General features: G+C 59.9%; 1 protein-coding gene. It reads left to right on the forward strand.

The genetic code is table 11. The annotated features are described in order from the left end of the window. Positions 1-357 precede the first annotated feature (357 nt). Entirely contained in the window at positions 358-20,052 is a 19,695-nt protein-coding gene (locus B9Z39_RS15565) for an autotransporter-associated beta strand repeat-containing protein (RefSeq protein WP_108302423.1), read from the forward strand. The last annotated feature ends 15 nt before the right edge of the window (positions 20,053-20,067 follow it).

The raw sequence follows: 20,067 nt of genomic DNA on the forward strand, positions 1-20,067 counted from the left end.
AGCCTAAGAATTACTGCATGAATATTTCGTGAAGACAGCACACGCGTGCAGCGGCTTTTTTTTATTCAACTATTCGCCGAGCTAGAAGGCTACTTTTCGAATATTTAACTATCTAAACAATAAAAATATCATTTTTATTGTTTATAATTAATTTAATTAATTTTTAATTTCAATTGATTATTCTGAATTTAATGGGTATTTAAATCACTTTTGCTGAATTTTCAGCGATTCTATATTCTTTCGGCGATTCGCGCATTGCACCCTTTTCGATGGATGGGTCGACGCGATTCTCGAAGGTCAAGACGCGATCGCTCAAAAACCACGCAAGCCTGGCAGCAAAAGGTGGGGCGGTAAGTCATGAACAAGATCCACCGCGTCCTTTGGAATAAGAACACCCAGACTTTTGTCGCGGTTGCAGAGGTAGCCAAATCCTGCGGCAAAGGCACGGCGCGCGCTCGCGTTTGCGCAGTGACAGCAAGCAACCTAGACCTGGCGTTGCAAACGATGTGGGCCGCTTTGGCGAGCGCAGGCTTGTGTTGGAGCGCCGCCTTTGCCCAAACACTGGCACCGGCCCAGTTACCCATGGGCGGCCAAGTCAGCGCTGGCAGCGCCAAAATTTCGCAATCCGGTGCCACCATGGCCATCACGCAAGACAGCCAGCGTGCCGCCATCAACTGGCAAAGCTTCAACGTGGGCTCACAGGCCAAGGTCAACATCACGCAGCCCAGCAGCAGCAGCGTCTTGCTCAACCGCATCCTGGGCAACTCTGCTTCACAGATCTATGGGCAAATCAACGCCAACGGGCAAGTGATCATGTCCAACCCGTCGGGCGTGTATTTCTCGCCCACGGCGTCGGTCGATACCAGCGCGTTCACCGCCACCACCCACGGCATCAGCGACACCGACTTCATGGCTGGCCTCCTGAAGTACACCCGCGATGGCGCCACCGGAAAAATCATCAACGAAGGCACCATCTCTGCGGGCCTGGCGGGCTACATCGCCTTGCTGGCACCTGAGGTGCGCAACAGCGGGTTGGTCGTGGCCAAACTCGGCACTGTGGTCATGGCTGCGGGTGAAACGTTTGAACTCGAATTTGACAAACAAAACCGACTGACCAACATCTTGGTGGCTCCTGCCACCATCGCAGCCTTGGTGGAAAACCGTCAAGCCGTGCAAGCACCGGGTGGCCTGATTATTTTGTCGGCACAAGCCGCCAACCAGCTGCAAAGCGGCATCGTCAAAAACTCAGGTGTCGTACAAGCCACCGGCTTGGTGGACAACGGGGGGGTGATTCGACTGTCCGCCAGCCAACGCGTGGTCAACACCGGCACCCTGCAAGCCGATGCAGCCCCCAACAGCACAGGACAAGGCGGAACCATCACGGCCATCGCCGATTTGAGCAACGCCAACAGCAGCGCTGAAATTGGCGGCACGCTCTCAGCCAAGGGCGGAGATTTGGGTGGCAACGGTGGATTCATTGAAACCTCAGGGTCTCAAGTTGTCATTCAAAACAACACCACCGTCACCACCTTCGCCCCCAAAGGCAAGTCAGGCACTTGGCTGATCGACCCCACCGACTTCACCATCAGTTCAGGCACTGCCGCCCAAACGACCAGTGGCATCGGTGCAAGCACGCTGGTCACGGCCTTGAATGCTGGAGATGTCACCATCAGCACCAGCGCGACAGACACGACGACCAATGGCACGGTTGAACTTGGCAACATCTATGTGCAAGACAACATCATCAAAACATCGGGTGCCGCATCCACCTTGACGCTTGACGCCATCAACCGCATCAAAGTGGATGCGGGCGTCACCATCGGTCACAGCGGAGCCAATGCACTGAACTTGAACTTGAGCACCGGCGGAGGCAATGGCGCTAGAAATTTTGAAGGTATTTTCAGTGGCAGCGGTAGCCTGACCAAAAGCGGCACCGGCATCTTGACCCTCACGGGCAGCAACACCTACACCGGCAACACCACGGTCAGTGGCGGCATGCTGCAAGTTGGCGACGGCACATCGGGCTCGCTCAATGCGTCGAGCGCGGTGGACGTGGCCAGTGGCGCAACGCTGATGCTCAACCAGGCAACGGGGTCGAGCTTTGCAAACGCGGTGAGCAATAACGGCACGCTGACTTTTGCGCAGAGCGGCAACCTCACCGCTTCGGGTGTGATCTCGGGCACAGGTGCCCTCATCCAATCGGGTTCGGGTGCAACCAAGGTGAACGCAAACAACAGCTACACCGGGCAAACGACGGTGAACTCTGGGAAATTGGAAATAGCATCCAATTTCGGATTTGAATCTTCCAACGCGGGTAAGGCCTACACCGTCAATGGTGGTGTATTGCAATTCGATGGAGGAAGTATTTTCTCCGCTTCATCCAACACCTCCGTCTACGTGTATGGCGGTGGGCAGTTGTTATTCAATAACTCCAATCCAAGCCAGGACAGTATTTCGTATTTCGGAAACATCACGCTTGATTCAAGCAATGGTGTTGCTGCGCAAGTAAGTTCTAGCAGTTCATCGTATGCCATGAAATTCGGAAGTGATCGTGCGGCCAGGATCGTCACGTCTATTGGTACTGTCGACAACATATTTGCAGCACCCGCAACGTTGGTGAGTGGCCCAAGTGGCTCGCTGACTTTTAACGTCAGCAACAATTTATGGATGTCTGGAATCATCAACGACTATTCCAGCTTGAAAGGTGCATCCGTCACAAAAACGGGCACGGGCACGTTGAAGTTCACGGGTGCCAACAGCTACATCGGCACCACAACCATCAGCAACGGCACGCTGGCGCTGTCTGGCTCAGGCAGCATCGCAAGCTCGTCGAGCGTGGCAAGCTCCGGCGCTGGTGTTGTGGATATTTCGGGCACCACCAGCGGGGCGACCCTGGTCTCTTTGACAGGCACCTCCTCTGCAACCACTGGTGTAGTGCTTGGCAGCAAAAGCCTCACGCTGAGCAATGCATCGGGCACTTATGCAGGCGTCATCGGCGGCACGGGTGGCCTGACGCTGGCTGCGGGCAGCGAAACACTGTCTGGCACCAACACCTACAGCGGCGGCACATCGGTGACTGGCGGCACCTTGAACGTAGGAAGTGCCAGCGCTTTGGGCAACAGCAGTGCAGCGCTCACTGTCAACGGCGGCACACTGAATTTAGGCAGCAACAGCATCAGCACAGGGGCCGTCACCATTGGAAGTACGGGCGGCAGCATCACTGGCACCACGGGCGTTTTGACCGCAACGGGCTACACCTTCAACAACACGGTGGGCAATGCCGCCACCGTGTCGGCCATCTTGGCGGGCTCAGGCAGCTTGACGCAAGCAGGCACCGGCACCACCACCTTGAGTGGGGCCAACAGCTACAGCGGTGTCACCAACATCAACGCGGGCACGATCCAACTCGGGGCGGCTGGCTCTGGGGCCAACAGTCCCTTGGGCACCAACGCTGCGGGCACCATCGTGGCCGCTGGCGCTGCGCTCGACCTCAACGGTTGGAGCCTCGCCACCAGCGAAGCTCTGACCTTGAGCGGCACAGGCGTCGCCAATGACGGTGCCTTGAAAAACACCGGCGCATCCACGGCCACATATTCGGGCCTGATCACCCTGGGCGCCAGCACCACCATCACAGGGGGGACTGGGGCCATCAACCTCAGCAACACCGGCACCATCACTGGCGCGGCCTTGAACCTGACCTTGGACGGTGCACAAGGCGGCACCTTGGCCAGTGTGCTGGGAACCGGAAGCGGCCAGCTCAACAAAACGGGCGCGGGCACTTGGACGGTCTCTGGAAACAGCACCTTCACGGGGTACACCAACATCAACGCTGGCGTGCTCAAACTAGGGTCTGTGGGCACTGGCGGCAACACGCCGCTGGGCACCACAGCGGGTAGCACCCTCGTGACCAGTGGCGGCACGCTCGACCTCAACGGCTTGAACCTCAGCACCCAAGAAAACCTGAGCATCAGCGGCGCAGGATCGGGCGGCATGGGTGCCATTGCCAACAGCAACGCGTCCACCGTCGCGCTCAGCCAGAACATCACCTTGGCGGGTGCTGCCACCATTTCAGGCAACAGCGGCAACATCACCCTCAGCAGCAGCATCGCGGGTGGCAACAATGTGCTCACTCTCGGCGGCGGCACAGGCGGCAGCGTCAACAGCGTGCTCAACACCACACTTGGCGGTTTGGTCAAAGACGGCGCAGGCACTTGGGGCTTGGCGGGTGCCAACACCTACACCGGCAGCACCACCTTGGCAGGCGGCAAACTCAGGCTGGACCACGCCAGCGCCAGTGCAAACAATGCGACCAATGCCATAGGTCCGTCAGGGCAAATCTTTTTCACGGGCGGGGCCTTGCAGTTCAGCGCCACCAACACAGTGGACTATTCGTCGCGCTTCAACACCAGCGCCAGCCAGGCCTATGCGTTTGACACCAATGGCCAAAACGTCACCTTGGCCACCGTGGCGGCCAGCACGGGCACCTTCACCAAAAGCGGCTCGGGCAACCTGACCCTCACCGATGCCACCACCCACTTTGGCAACGCCACCCAGGGTGCGACCACCATCAGCGCTGGAACGCTGACCTTGACAGTCGCCAACCCGAGAACGATTGCCGCACAAGCCAGCATCAGCGGTGCTGGCACCTTGGCCATTGAGCACAGCACCGCAGCCGGCGCCACCGGCTTTAACAGCACGGTGACCACCAGCACCGACTTGTTGTTCAGCACGGGCGGCGGCAGCTTGGGTGCATTGAGCGTGGGCAAGACAGGCGCCACGGCCAACGTCACCCTCGACAGCCTCGCCAACATCAGCATCACCGGTAACCAAAGCTACTTTGGCGGCAACGTCACCATCGCCAACAATGCCTCGTCGACTTACACCAATTGGAGCAATGGCGCCACACTGACCTTGTCTGGCACGACATCGGTCAACATCTTGGCCCCTGTGTCCATCAACAATGCCAACAGCAGCATTGCCATCAAAACCAGCCAAGCCACGGGTGGGGGCAACAACGTGGGCTATTACGGCTTTGGCCTGAGCAGCAGTGGGTTTGCTGGACGCCTGCAATTCAGCGGTGCCTCGGGTCAGACCTTCACCACACAAGACGGCACCAACAGCGCCAACCTCAAAAATTACACCTTCATCACCACACTGGCAGAGCTCAACACCTCTTTGGCCACTGGCAATTACGCTCTGCGCACCGACATAGATGCAACCAGCTTTTTGCTGCCAGGCGTGGCAGGACAAGACAACGGCACAGGCATCGGCAACCCCTACCCCTACACCTACGTTCGCAACGGCAGCTTCACAGGCAGCTTGGCGGGCTTGGGGCACACCGTCACCAACCTGAGCATCCGCAGCAACGGCGTCAACTTCTCGGGCATGTTTTTCCAATTGGGCGGCGGTGCCGTGGTGCAAGACGTCCGGTTTGAAAAAGCCAACGTCACCGGCCTCAACATGAATTACCTTGGCACCCTCTCGGGCTATGCCAACGGAGCCAACATCACCGGCATCATGGCAGCCAATGGGTCGGTGAACCTCACTGGCAGCGGCTCAGCAGCCGGCGGTATCGTGGGCTACACCGAAAGCGGCACGATCCGCGACGCCTGGGTCGTCAACAACCCCGTGACGGGTTTGACACAAACCGGTGGCATTGCGGGACGCACCTTGATGACGGCCAGCAACGTGCACAACCTCAACAGCACCATCATCAGCACTGGCAACAGCAACTCAGTGGGAGGTCTGTTTGGCGAAAAGTGGAACAACTTCGGGCTCTCCGACTCCGACTCTACAGGCAACGTCACCGGCAGCGGCAACTACGTGGGCGGCCTGGTCGGCTACAACTGGGGAGCGGTCACCAACGCCTCTGCCTCAGGCAATGTCACGGGCTGCTTGACGTCGACGTATTCGAGTGTCGGCGGATTGATCGGCTATCACTATTCCGGGGCCATCACCAACGCCAGTGCATCGGGCAATGTGCTGAACTACTGGTCCAACGTGGGCGGCTTGGTGGGCTACACATGGGACAACATGGTGATGACCAATGTCTCGGCCAGCGGTACGGTGCGCAGCACCAACTACGCTGCAACAGGTGGCCTGGTGGGATACGCCACCTACTCTGTGACCCTCAACAATTCAAGCTACAGCGGCACGTCAGTGAGCAGTGGTACAGGTGATCTAGGGGTGGGTGGTCTAGCGGGTTACGTGGATGGGCGCATCACCATCTCCAACTCCAGCGTCAGCAACGCCAGTTCGCGCATCACCATCAACTCGACAGGTGCCACAGGCGGCATGGTCGGCTGGGCACGCAATGGTGTCACCATCAATGACTCGTACGTGTCCAACGCCAACATCACAGGCGGCACCTATGTGGGCGGCTTGGTGGGTGAACAACGCCGAAGCGATGTCCTCATCAACAACGCCTATGCGGGCGGCAGTGGCAACACCAACGTCATCGGCTCCAATTTTGTCGGCGGTTTGGTCGGCGAGATGACCGCTGGGCGCATCAACAACGCCTACTTCTCGGGCAACGTCACCGGCAGCAACAGCTACGGCGGCATCGTGGGCTTTTTAAAGCCAGGTGCCTACCTGTCCAACACCTACTACAACGTCAGCGCTTCGCTCATCAACGGCAACCCCACGCTCACCATCGGCGGTTTGTACAGCGGTCAATTCAGCGATTGGGTGAGCAGCAACGCGAGCACCGTGGCATCACGCGCGTTGACCATTGGCAATTACTTCGACAGCGATGGTGGTTACTACACCATCAACTCCAGCAACACCATCGGCGCCAGAAACGACCTGAGCAACCTGATGGGGTTTGCACAAGGCGACACCAGTGGCAACGCCAACGCCTACAAGTTCAAACTCACCGCCAACGTGGACGTGGCGGCAGCCACCACCAAGTTCGTGCCCTACTTTGCAGCGGCTGAATTCAAAGGCAATGGTTTCGCAGTAAGCAACTTCTCCTGGAACGCGTCAACCTCCAACGTGGGCTTCTTCGGCTTTGCGCACAAGAGCACGATCAGCGACCTGCAAGTCGCCAGCGTTCCCTATGAAAGCGTTGGCAACTACAACGCCGTCAACGGCCAATACTATGTGGGTACGGCCATAGGCTCGCTCTACGGTGGCGTGTTGTACAACTCGAGTGCGATCTTGGGCGGCACCACGCGCGGGCTCGACAACACGGGCGGCTTCATCGGCTACTTTGGCAACGGTGCCATGGGCAACGTCAGCGCCACGCGCTTGGCCTCGGTCACCAATGCATCCCAAGCCATGGTCATCGGCACCATGTCGTACAGCGTAGACGGGGACCAGTGGCAAGACTTGCGCGGCAACACGGGTGGCGTGGCGGGCTATGTCGGCAGTTCGTCCGTCAACCAACTCACGTCCAATCTGGACATCAATGCCTCTGGCTACCAAAGCGGTGGCTTGATGGGCTACCTCTCCGTTGGCAACTACGCGCATGCGTCCGTCACAGCCAATGCAGCCAACAACCTCAGCGCCAGTGGCAACGTCACGGGAAGCAACCAACAAACCGGTGGTTTGATCGGGCAAGCCATTGGCAGCGCCACCATGTCCAACAACTGGACCGCCTCTGGCAACGTCACAGGCACCGATTACATGGGCGGCTTGGTCGGCAGTTTGTCCAGCGGCGTCTTCAACAACTTGACCAGCACCATGCCCAACGTAACCTCCAGCAACAGCGGGTGGCAAGCGGGTGGTTTGGTGGGTTGGATGTCGGGTGTGACGCTCAGCAATTCCAGCGCCAGCGCCAACTTATCGGGCTCAAGCAGCAACTCAGGGGGCCTGGTTGGCAACCTCGACAGCACCAACACACTCACCAACGTCAGTGCCAGCGGTAACGTGACCACCAATGGCGGCTCTTACGTGGGTGGTTTGATCGGTGGCTTGTATGGCACCAGCACCATCAGAGACTCCCGCTACGTTGGCGCATGCGTGTCTGGCAATACCTATGTGGGTGGATTGATCGGGGTGGCCAACAGCGTCAATGCTGTGGTGCAAGGCTCATACGCCACCACCAACATCACCGCCACGGGCGACTACGTGGGCGGCTTGATCGGCTACTTCGAAGGTCAACTGGGTGACAGCGCCAACCTGACGGGCTCGGCTTATGGCAGCCCTACCAACCACAGCTATGCCACGGGCAATATGAGTGGCCGCTACGACGTGGGCGGCTTGATCGGCCGCCTGGGCAGCTATGGCCAAGTCATCAACACCACGGCCAGTGTCAACATCACCGCCGACGCGAACTTGGGTGGATTGATTGGCTATTTTTCGCCCGGCGCGGAAGTGACCAACTCCCACTACAACATGGCGGGCATCACCATCCGGGCCTACACGCCTGACAGCCCGTCCACCCGCTTGCTTCTGACCGACGCCAACGGCCTGCTGACCATCGGCGGCTTGTATGGGCCCCAATTCAACACCTGGTACAACGCTGGCGCACTCAATGGACTGGCCAGTGGCCCGGCCAACGATGCCAACAGCTTCACCCTGTCAGGGGGCTACTACAGCATTGACAGCGTTGACAAACTCAAAAGCTATCTGGGCTATGCCGACCAAAGCGCACTGAAGTTCAGCCTGGACGCTGCCCTGAGCCTGCCTGCGGGCCTGCATGTGCCCTATGTGGCGGGTGAACTGCGTGGCAACAACGCCATCATCAGCAATTTGTCGTTGAGTCAAAACACATCCAACCTAGGATTCATCGGCCATTTGCGCAACAACAGCACGCAGGCCAGCGCCAATTTATCGCTCGCCAACCTCAGCGTGAGCGGCAGCATCAACGGCATGATGAACTTGGGGCTGGTGGCAGGCTCGGACTGGCAACGCAACATCACCGATGCCAACACCTCAGGCAACGTCACTGGCACTGATAACTACTACAACATCATTGGCCTTGACAAAGATGACCGAGGCGAAAACAACAACAGCTGGAGCAACGCAGGCGGCGTGTTGGGCTATGGCTGGGGGCGCAATACCAACAACACCACCACCTTGCAGTTGACCAACATCAGCTCATCGGCCAACGTCACAGGGGTCAACGCAGTGGGCGGGCTGGCCGGGCAAATCCAGTTCGGGCGCATCACCAGCAGCAGCAGCACGGGCGCTGTGACCAGCGTGGCCAAAACCAATATTTCGGTTTACCGCACCGGTGGCTTGGTCGGTTACCTCAACTCCAATTACTCAGAAATCAGCAACAGCAACCACACCATCGGCTTGGTCAAGGGTTTTAACTACGTCGGTGGTTTGGCCGGAGAGGCCATGGGCCAACTGGGGGTCAACGTCTCAGTCAACAGCACTCCCAGCTACAACACCTTTGTCTCCAGCAATGTCGAGAGCAACGGGGAACGCACCGGTGGTTTGGTGGGCTCGTTCTCGTCGGGCTACATCACCAACGCCCAAATGAGCGGCACGGTCACGGGTTGGACCAACGCCGGTGTGCCCGGCTACACCGGCAACACCTACACCGGCGGTATCGGTGGCTATGTCACGGGCACAGACGTCAAATACGTGCGCTACATCGGCAGCTTGGTCAAAGGCAGCCAACAAACAGGGGGGCTGATTGGTCACCACGACAACACCCTGTCTTACGCTTACAGCAGTGGCAACGTCACCTCGAACTCCGACTATGTGGGCGGCCTGACGGGCTACAGCAACACCATCAACTACGGCAACAGCACGGCCACCGTGACAGGCGGCACCTACACCGGTGGCGTGGCGGGTTATATGGGTGGCAGCATCAACAACTCGAATTACACCGGGGCCTTGGTCACAGGTGGCAACCAATCCGGTGGATTGGTTGGCCACATAGACAACACCATCGACAACTCGTATTCAACTGGCAATGTCATAGGCACCTCTTCCTACACGGGCGGCTTGGTCGGCTACGCTAGTAACTGGGTACGTACCACGTATGCCACAGGCAATGTGATCGGTCCCAGCGATCACGTGGGCGGCCTGGCTGGCTATGCGGCCTACATTGATGCGTCCTACGCCACGGGCAATGTCACGGGTAGCTCATCCTATGTGGGCGGGCTCGCGGGTCGTTTCAACCAGCTAGGCAACAACATCAGCTCTGTCACCTCCTACGCAACGGGCAATGTCACAGGCGCAGGCGAGCGTGTGGGTGGCTTGGTAGGCAGCACAGACGGCGGCAACATCTACAGTGCCTATGCCACCGGCAAAGTGACTGGCAACTCCAACTACGTCGGCGGTCTGGCAGGCAATATAGGGGGCGGCACCGTCACCAACGCCTACGCCACGGGCAACGTCACGGGTCTAGGTGCCTACGTCGGTGGATTCGCAGGCTACAACTCCGGCACGCTCACAGCGCCCACGTCCAGTGGCTCTGTCAGCGGTGGGCAGCAGGTGGGCGGTCTGGTGGGTCGCAATGACTCGGTGGTCAACTCTGGCACCAGCTCGGGCAACGTCACGGCCACGAACAACTACATAGGTGGCTTGGTGGGCTTCAACGTGGGCACCATCAACACCTCGTCTTCCACGGGCTATGTTTACACCGCCAACAGCAGCAACTCGTACTACGTGGGTGGCTTTGCTGGGTGGAACCAGGGCACCATCAGCTACTCGTCGGACACCATCAGCGTGGTCAACCCCACCAGCTTGGTGGGCGTCAGAGGCACACAGCGTGTGGGTGGTTTTGTGGGGCAAAACTCCGGCACCATCAGCAACGCCACCAGCAGCACCAGCACCAGCGCTCAAAACGACTATCTGGGTGGCTTTGTCGGATGGATAGATGGCGGCACCATCAGCAACTCAGGCGCTTGGGGCACAGTGGTGGGCCCCTACTCGGTGGGCGGTTTTGCAGGCTACCAAAACGGCGGCACGATCCAAACCTCTTTTGCCAACACCGTGGTCTCAGCAGGCGACACGGGGTTGACCGCCAGTGGCAGCCGAGTGGGCGGCTTTGTTGGGACGATGAACAACGGCAGCATCACCAGCTCGCGCGCTGCGGGCTCGGCCACGGGTTTGGGCAAGGTCGGGGGCTTTGCTGCCTACATCACCAACAGCGCGACGATCAACACCTCGTATGCCACCGGTGCGGTGACGCAAACCAACACCTCGACCGCATCCACCACAGGAGGCGTCGGTGGTTTTGTGGGCTACTTAGACACCAACTTCATCGGCAGCATCAGTGACTTTTACGCCATGGGCTCGGTCACGGGCACGCAAAACGTGGGTGGCTTGATCGGTTACGCAGACCGAGGCACCTTGACCAACGGCTACGCCACGGGCATGACCAGCTTCAACACCGCCAGCAGCCCCAGCCCGGCCAACATCGGGGGCGTGTTTGGCAACTTCAACGCCACCGCGCTTCGCGTGACCAAATCCAATTTGTATTGGAACACCGACACCTCCAACCAATCCGTCAGCGGTGGCTTTGGCACCGGTTTGACCACTGCGCAGTTCAAAGACACCCTCAGCAACACCGTGGGCTTCAATGCGTCCAACACCAACTGGAACACCAGCACAGGCCTCTTCCCCTATCTGCAAGTGTTCTACCCAACACAAGCACGCGGCATTGAAGGCTATGCCTACTTGAGCAATGGGTCTGTGGCGCAACGCGCACAGGTGGGGCAATACACATCGGGCACCTTGCTCAACGGCGGCACGGCGTCTACCGGGGTCAACGGTTATTACTACAGCGTGGTGGGCACCAACACCTTGTTCAGCGACTCGGCCATTCCTGAGACGATTGCCAACATCACCGTCACCAGCGGCGGCAGCAACTACGTCAACAACGGCACGGTCAGCATCAGCGGAGGCGGTGGCTCGGGTGCCGCCGCCACGTCGACCCGATACAACGTCACCAATGTGGCCACCAACGCCATCCAAAGCATCACCCTCACCAACGCCGGAACGGGTTACACATCGGCTCCCAATGTGACCATCAGTGGCGGCGGTGGCTCTGCCGCAGGGGCCACCTTCAACGTGACCCTCAGCGTGCCTTTTTTCAACACCACGCAATTGGCCACCTTGTTGATGCTTGACGGCAACAGCACCGTCAACAGCACGGTGGCAGGCATGTCGTATACCGACCGCATCCTCACCGACAACACCGCCTACCTCTACAAAGACGCCAACACCAATGTGATGGGCAAGGTCGTCCAAGGCATCACACGCTTGAGCACGCAAAACAGTTCGGCCTCGGGCATGAACACCGATCTCAACACCACCCTCGGCACCACCAAGCGCGCAAGCTTTGCCACCAACTTGACCACCATCTCGTCGCTGGAACTGTTCTCACGTGCCAGCAGCTTCAACCTGGACACCCCGTTGACCTATGCCGACAACGGCGTGAGCAACGCGGGCAATATCACCGTCAACGGCAACAGCAGCGTGACCCTGACGGGCGGCTCTTTTGTGAGCACCAAGGCGCAGACTTACAACGCCTTGTTGACCTTGGGTGCAGACACGACCATGAATGCCACCACGGTCACCACCAACGCCACCTTGGTGGGTGGCAACTACAACCTGAGTGTGAACAACGTGGCCGCAGCCAACAGTGGCAACTTGGTCACAGGTGGCGACTTCACGGGCCTTGGCAACTTCTGGGTCACGGGCAACAGCAGCCTCAACGGCAACGTCAGCTCCAGCGGCAACCAAACCTACAACGGCACGGTGGTTCTGGAAACCGATGTCAACCTCAATGCCAGCAACGCCACGGCCACTGTCAAGCTCAACCGCACGGTCAACAGCAATGCTGCGGCTGCGCATTGGCTCAACATCAACCTCAGCACCGCAGGCGGCAGCACGATCTTGAACGGTGCCTTGGGCAACACAGGGCCGCTGACGAATGTGACGCTCAATGCCACCAACATCGCACTCAACGGAGCGAGCATCACCTCCAATGGGAACCAGTCGTACCGAGGGTCCATCACCCTGGGCGCCAACACCCAGATGCAGGCCAACAACGCGGCAGCCGTGATCACCCTCAACGGCACGGTCAACAGCGATGGCACGGCGCGCGCCTTGAACTTGAACGCCAGCAACGCCACGGGGCGTGTGGTGGTGTTGGGTGCTGTGGGCAACAGTGCGGCCTTGGCCAACCTCAGCGTCAACACCACGGCCATCGCCCTCAATGGCAGCAGCGCCAACACCACGGGCAACCAGACCTACATCGGCAACATCACGCTGGGATCAGATAACAACCTATCGGCCAGCGGTAGCAACGCCATCATTTGGCTAACCAACACCGTCAACAGTGACAGCACAGCACGGGCTTTGAACCTCAGTGCAGCAGGCGGCGGTAGCCGCGTGGTGGTCAGCAGCACGGTGGGCAACACCGCCGCACTGGCCAGCTTGAACACCAGCGCCAGCGCCATTGCCTTGAACGGCAGCAGCGTCAACACCACAGGCAACCAGACCTACTCAGGTGCTGTGACGCTGGGTGCCGACACCGCACTCACCGGCAACAACGTCATCACCACCAGCGGCTCCACCGTGGCAGGTGCGGGCTACAGCATGAACGTCACAGGTAACGCCAACCTCGGCGGAGATGTGACCAACGTCAGCAGCGTCAACGTCAGCGGTACCACGCGTCTGGCCGCCAATGTCAGTTCTACCGGCAATCAAAGCTATGCAGGTGCCATGACGCTGGGCAGCGATGCCACCTTGTTGGCCAGCGCTGCCAATGCGGTGATTAACACCGGCAGCACAATCAACAGCGACAGCACCGCACGTGCCCTCACCGTCAATGCCTCGGGGGCCAATGGCTCGGCGGTCTTCAGTGGCGCACTGGGCAACACCGCCGCACTGGCCAGCTTGAACACCAGCGCCAGCGCGATTGCCTTGAACGGCAGCACCGTCAACACCACAGGCAACCAGTCCTACACCGGTCTCGTCACCTTGGGCGCAGACACCACCCTCTCGGCCAGCGGTGCCAATGCCGTGATCACCACCAACAACGCCGTCAACAGTGACAGCACCGCACGGGCGCTCACCGTCAACGCCTCTGGGGCCAACGGCTCTGCCGTGGTCAACGCTGCGCTGGGCAACAACAACGCGCTGGCCTCCCTCAACCTGACCGCTGCCAACATCGGCTTGAACGGCAGCAGCGTCAACACCACAGGCAACCAGACCTATGCAGGTGCGGTGACGCTGGGCGCGGACACGGCACTCACCGGCAACAACGTCATCACCACCAGCGGCTCTACCGTGGCAGGTGCGGGCTTCAGCATGAACGTCACAGGCAACGCCAACCTCGGCGGAGATGTGACCAACGTCAGCAGCGTCAACGTCAGCGGCACCACGCGTCTGGCCGCCAACGTCAGCTCTACCGGCAATCAAAGCTATGCAGGTGCCATGACGCTGGGCAGCGATGCCACCGTCTCGGCCAGCGGTACCAACGCCGTGATCACCACCAACGGCCCTGTTGACAGTGACAGCACCGCACGCGCCCTCACCGTCAACGCCTCTGGGGCCAACGGCTCGGCGGTCTTCAATGGCGCATTGGGTAACACCAACGCCCTGACAACACTCAACGTCAGCGCCAGCGCCATTGCTTTGAACGGCAGCAGCGTCAACACCACAGGCAACCAGACCTACTCAGGTGCTGTGACGCTGGGTGCCGACACCGCACTCACCGGCAACAACGTCATCACCACCAGCGGCTCCACCGTGGCAGGTGCGGGCTACAGCATGAACGTCACCGGCAACGCCAACCTCGGCGGAGATGTGACCAACGTCAGCAGCGTCAACGTCAGCGGTACCACGCGTCTGGCCGCCAACGTCAGCTCTACCGGCAATCAAAGCTATGCAGGTGCCATGACGCTGGGCAGCGATGCCATCCTCTCTGTCAGCGCTGCAAACGCCGTGATCACTACCGGCAACACGGTCAACAGCGACAGCACCGCACGGGCGCTCACCGTCAATGCCTCTGGGGCCAATGGCTCGACGGTCTTGAATGGCGCAGTGGGTAACACCAACGCCCTGACATCACTCAACGTCAGCGCCAGCGCGATTGCCTTGAACGGCAGCACCGTCAACACCACGGGCAACCAGACCTACAGTGGCCCTGTCACCTTGGGCGCAGACACCACCCTCTCGGCCAGCGGCTCCAACGCCGTGATCACCACCAACAACGCCGTCAACAGTGACAGCACGCCTCGCGCCTTAGTGTTCAACGCCACAGGCAGCAGTGGTCGCGTGGTGATCAACGCTGCGCTGGGTAACAACAACGCGCTGACAGCACTCAGCGTGACCGCCGCCAACATCGGCTTGAACGGCAGCAGCGTCAACACCACAGGCAACCAGACCTATGCGGGTGCTGTGACGCTGGGTGCCGACAACGCACTCACCGGCAACAACGTCATCACCACCAGTGGCTCCACCGTGGCAGGTGCGGGCTACCGCATGAACGTCACAGGCAACGCCAATCTTGCGGGCGATGTGACCAACGTCAGCAGCGTCAACGTCAGCGGCAGCACGCGTCTGGCCGCCAATGTCAGCACCACCGGCAATCAAAGCTATGCAGGTGCCATGACGCTGGGCAGCGATGCCATCTTGTTGTCAAGCGGTGCCAATGCGGTGATCACCACCAACGGCCCTGTCGACAGCGACAGCACCGCACGGGCGCTGACCGTCAATGCCTCGGGGGCCAATGGCTCGGCGGTCTTGAATGGCGCGCTGGGCAACACCAACGCGCTGACAGCACTCAACGTCAGCGCCAGCGCCATTGCCTTGAACGGCAGCACCGTCAACACCACGGGCAACCAGACCTACACCGGTCTCGTCACCTTGGGCGCAGACACCACGCTTTCGGCCAGCGGTGCCAACGCGGTGATCACCACCAACAGTCCAGTCGACAGTGACAGCACGCCTCGCGCCTTGGTGTTCAACGCCACAGGCAGCAGTGGTCGCGTGGTGATCAACGCTGCGCTGGGTAACAACAACGCGCTGACAGCACTCAGCGTGACCGCCGCCAACATCGGCTTGAACAGCGGCAGCGTCAACACCACAGGCAACCAGACCTACGCAGGTGCTGTGACGCTGGGTGCCGACACCGCACTCACCGGCAACAACGTCATCACCACCAGCGGCTCCACCGTGGCAGGTGCGGGCTACCGCATGAACGTCACAGGCAACGCCAACCTCGCGGGCGATGTGACCAACGTCAGCAGCGTCAACGTCAGCGGCACCACGCGTCTGGGCGCCAATGTCAGTTCTACCGGCAATCAAAGCTATACAGGGGCTGTGACTTTGGGCAGCGACGCCATCTTGCAAGCCAGCGGTGCAAATGCCGTGATCACCACGGGCAGCACGGTCAACAGCGACAGCACGGCACGGGCGCTGACCCTGAACGCAAGCGGCAGCAATGGCAGCGTGACCCTCAATGCAGCAGTGGGTGACACCAACGCTTTGACTTCCCTCAACCTGACCGCCGCCAACATCGGCTTGAACGGCGGCAGCGTCAACACCACTGGCAACCAGACGTACGCAGGTGCGGTGACGCTGGGTGCCGACACCGCACTCACCGGCAACAACGTCATCACCACCAGCGGCTCCACCGTGGCAGGTGCGGGCTACCGCATGAACGTCACAGGCAACGCCAACCTCGGCGGCGATGTGACCAACGTCAGCAGCGTCAACGTCAGCGGCACCACGCGTCTGGCCGCCAATGTCAGTTCTACCGGCAATCAAAGCTATGCAGGTGCCATGACGCTGGGCAGCGATGCCACCTTGTTGGCCAGCGCTGCCAATGCGGTGATTAACACCGGCAGCACAATCAACAGCGACAGCACCGCACGGGCGCTCACCGTCAATGCCTCTGGGGCCAATGGCTCGACGGTCTTGAATGGCGCAGTGGGTAACACCAACGCCCTGACATCACTCAACGTTAGCGCCAGCGCGATTGCCTTGAACGGCAGCAGCGTCAACACCACAGGCAACCAGTCCTACAGTGGCCCCGTCACCTTGGGCGCCGACACCACCCTGTTGGCTAGCGGTGCCAATGCGGTGATCACCACCAACAGCGCCATTGACAGCGACAGCACGGCGCGGGCTTTGAACCTCAGTGCAACGGGCAGCGGTGGCCGCGTGGTGGTCAGCAGCACGGTGGGCAACACCGCTGTACTGGCCAGCTTGAACACCAGCGCCAGCGCGATTGCCTTGAACGGCAGCAGCGTCCACACCACGGGTAACCAGACCTACACCGGACCGGTCACCTTGGGTGCTGACACCACCCTCTCGGCCAGCGGCCCCAACGCCGTGATCACCGCCAACAGCGCCATTGACAGCGACAACACGCCGCGCTCGTTGACGGTGTCCGCAGCAGGAACCAACAGCCAAATTTTGCTGGCCAGTGCCGCAGGTGGCATCCACGATTTGAACGATTTGAGTTTGACCGCATCAGGCTTGTCACTCAATGGCGGAACTATCAACACGTCTGGCAACCAAAGCTACAACGGCTCCGTGACCTTGGGTGCCAATACGCAAATCACCCGCTCAGGCGCTGACGGCCTGATCACTTTCAATGGCACGCTCAACAGCGACAGCACGCCACGCGCGTTGACAGTCAACGCAAGCGGCGCAAACAGCACATTGAATCTTCAAAACTCAGTGGGTGCGAACCAAGCACTGTCGAGCTTTACCAACACGGCGACCACCACCCTGATTGGCAACGCATCGACGCTGTCTGCGGTGTCAATCAAAGCCTTGAACGACCTGCAATTCAGCGGCAGCGTTACGTTGCAGTCGCCCACACACATTGACCTTGCCAGTACTGGCAGTGTCACAGGCCACGTGGTGGGCTCGGTGGATCTGTTCAAAGAGGGGGCTGGCACCTTGTTGCTGACCCAAGCCAACAGCTTCTCAGGCTCCACCCAGGTCAAGGCCGGAACTTTGGCGATCTCCAACGACCAGGGTTTAGGTGCCAACACCGCCCCCATCAGCGTGGCCTCTGGCGCCGTGCTGGATCTGCAAGCGGTGACGGTGGCTGCCAAGCCCTTGACACTGCAAGGCGGCACCTTGAGTGCGTCCCATGGCAACAGCAGCTGGACCGGGCCTGTGCTTTTAAGCGCCGACAGCCGCATGGATGTGTCGGGCCAGAAATTGACCGTCAGCGGCGTGGTAGACGCCAGCCAAGCGGGCTTGGCACTGACAGGCTCAGGAGCAGTGGTGTTGGGCAACACCAGCAACACCGTGTCACGCTTGGCTGCGGCCAACAGCACGGCAGCGATTGAGCTGAACAATAGCGCCCCCATGACGATTGGCAGTGTCACCACCGGTGGCGTGACGTACACAGGCGTCAAAAGCACCGGGGACATCACGCTCATCAGCTCTGCACCCACCACCGTGGCACTGGGCAGCAGCGTGGCGTCGACAGGGGGTGACGTGGTGCTAGAGACTTCACGGTTCATCAACCAAGCCGGTGCCAGCGCGCTGAGCACCTCGAATGCGAACCGCTGGCAAGTCTGGAGCACCAACCCCAACGCGTTTGTGGATGCCGCCTCTGGCGACAGCCTCAACACACTGAGCAACAACTACGTGTACTACAACGCGCGTCGTGACACGCTGCAAAACGTACCCGCTGGCAATGGCTTGCTTTACGCCTATGCCCCTGTGGCTGTGGCCAGCTTGACGGGCACGGTGGTGCGCAACTACGACGGTACGACCCATGCGTATCTGACGGATGGGAACTACGCTCACGTCAACGGGGTGCGACAACTCTCGGGGGCGGAAGATGTGCTGACGCTCAACAAACCGACCAACGGCTTGTATGTGAGCGCAGGCACGGGGCCCACGGCCAAAGACGTCGGTGCTCAAAAAGATGTGCAGGTCACGGGCTTGGTGCTCACGGCCACACAAGATGGCAAGCCCGTGTACGGCTACACCTTTGTCAACAGCGTCACGGGCACTGTGGGAGAGGTCAAGCCAGCCCCTTTGAACTTGGCTTTGACCAAGGTATACGAAGGCAACAACCGCTTTGACAACACCCTCAACAGCAGCAACTTCTATGCATTGACAGGCATGATTGGCAGCGAGGCTTCGCCCTCGATCAATGCAGGTATCGTCACCGTGGCCAGTCCCAATGCGGGCGTTTACAACCAATTCGCCAGCACCAGCTTCACCCTTGACAACCCCAACTACACCTTGGTGGGTGGTACGCAAATGGCGACCATCCAAAAAGCGCCCCTGGGTATCGCCGTCAAGACATTGTTCAAAGCCAAGACCGACCTGCCTGATATTGCCGCCAAAGATTTCACCGTGGTCGGTTTGCAAAATGGCGAGACGATTCCAAAGATCGACGTGCTGTCTCTGGCGTACAAAGATGTCTCTCGCAACGACGATAACTACGTCAAATCCATCGCGGTCAGTCCCGGTGCTGGGGTGGCCAACATGGCCAATTACGTCATCACGCAAGCCGTGAATGCGGTGCCCAAAGCGTCAGATGGTGGCAACACCATGAACATGGTCAAGCTGACCTCTCCTGATGAGGTGGTGAGCTTCCCTGCGGCACCGCCCCCGAGTCTGCCAGTCGCCACTGTCGCTCCACCTGCACCCGCACCCGCACCCGCACCCGCACCCGCACCCGCACCTGCACCTGCACCTGCACCTGCACCTGCACCTGCACCTGCGCCTGCGCCTGCGCCTGCACCTGCACCTGCACCTGCGCCTGCGCCTGCGCCTGCGCCTGCGAGCGAAGCCTCGACCAACCAGGCCATCCCCGGTATTCGCATCAACACCATCTCGCTGCCCACGGCCCAAACCGCTGGCTTGGTCACCGTGATATTGCCCCAGGGATCGACCAATGTGACGACGACAGCCTTGGTGATTGCATTGCCACAAGCGGTGATCTCATCAGCCACCACACCCTCTGGTGAAAACACAAGCGTGAATGTGACCTTGCCAAACAACCAACCCTTGCCCGCGTGGATCCGCTACGACGCCAGCCAAAAAGCCTTGGTCACCTCGGCCGATTCGGCGGCGATGCTGCCCATCACAGTGGTGATCAGCATCGGCGATCAGCGCACGGTGGTAGTGGTCTCAGAATCACTTCAACCCTAAACCCTGACTCCTTCA

Source organism: Limnohabitans sp. JirII-29, assembly GCF_003063395.1.
In the GTDB taxonomy this organism is placed as follows: Bacteria; Pseudomonadota; Gammaproteobacteria; order Burkholderiales; family Burkholderiaceae_C; genus Limnohabitans.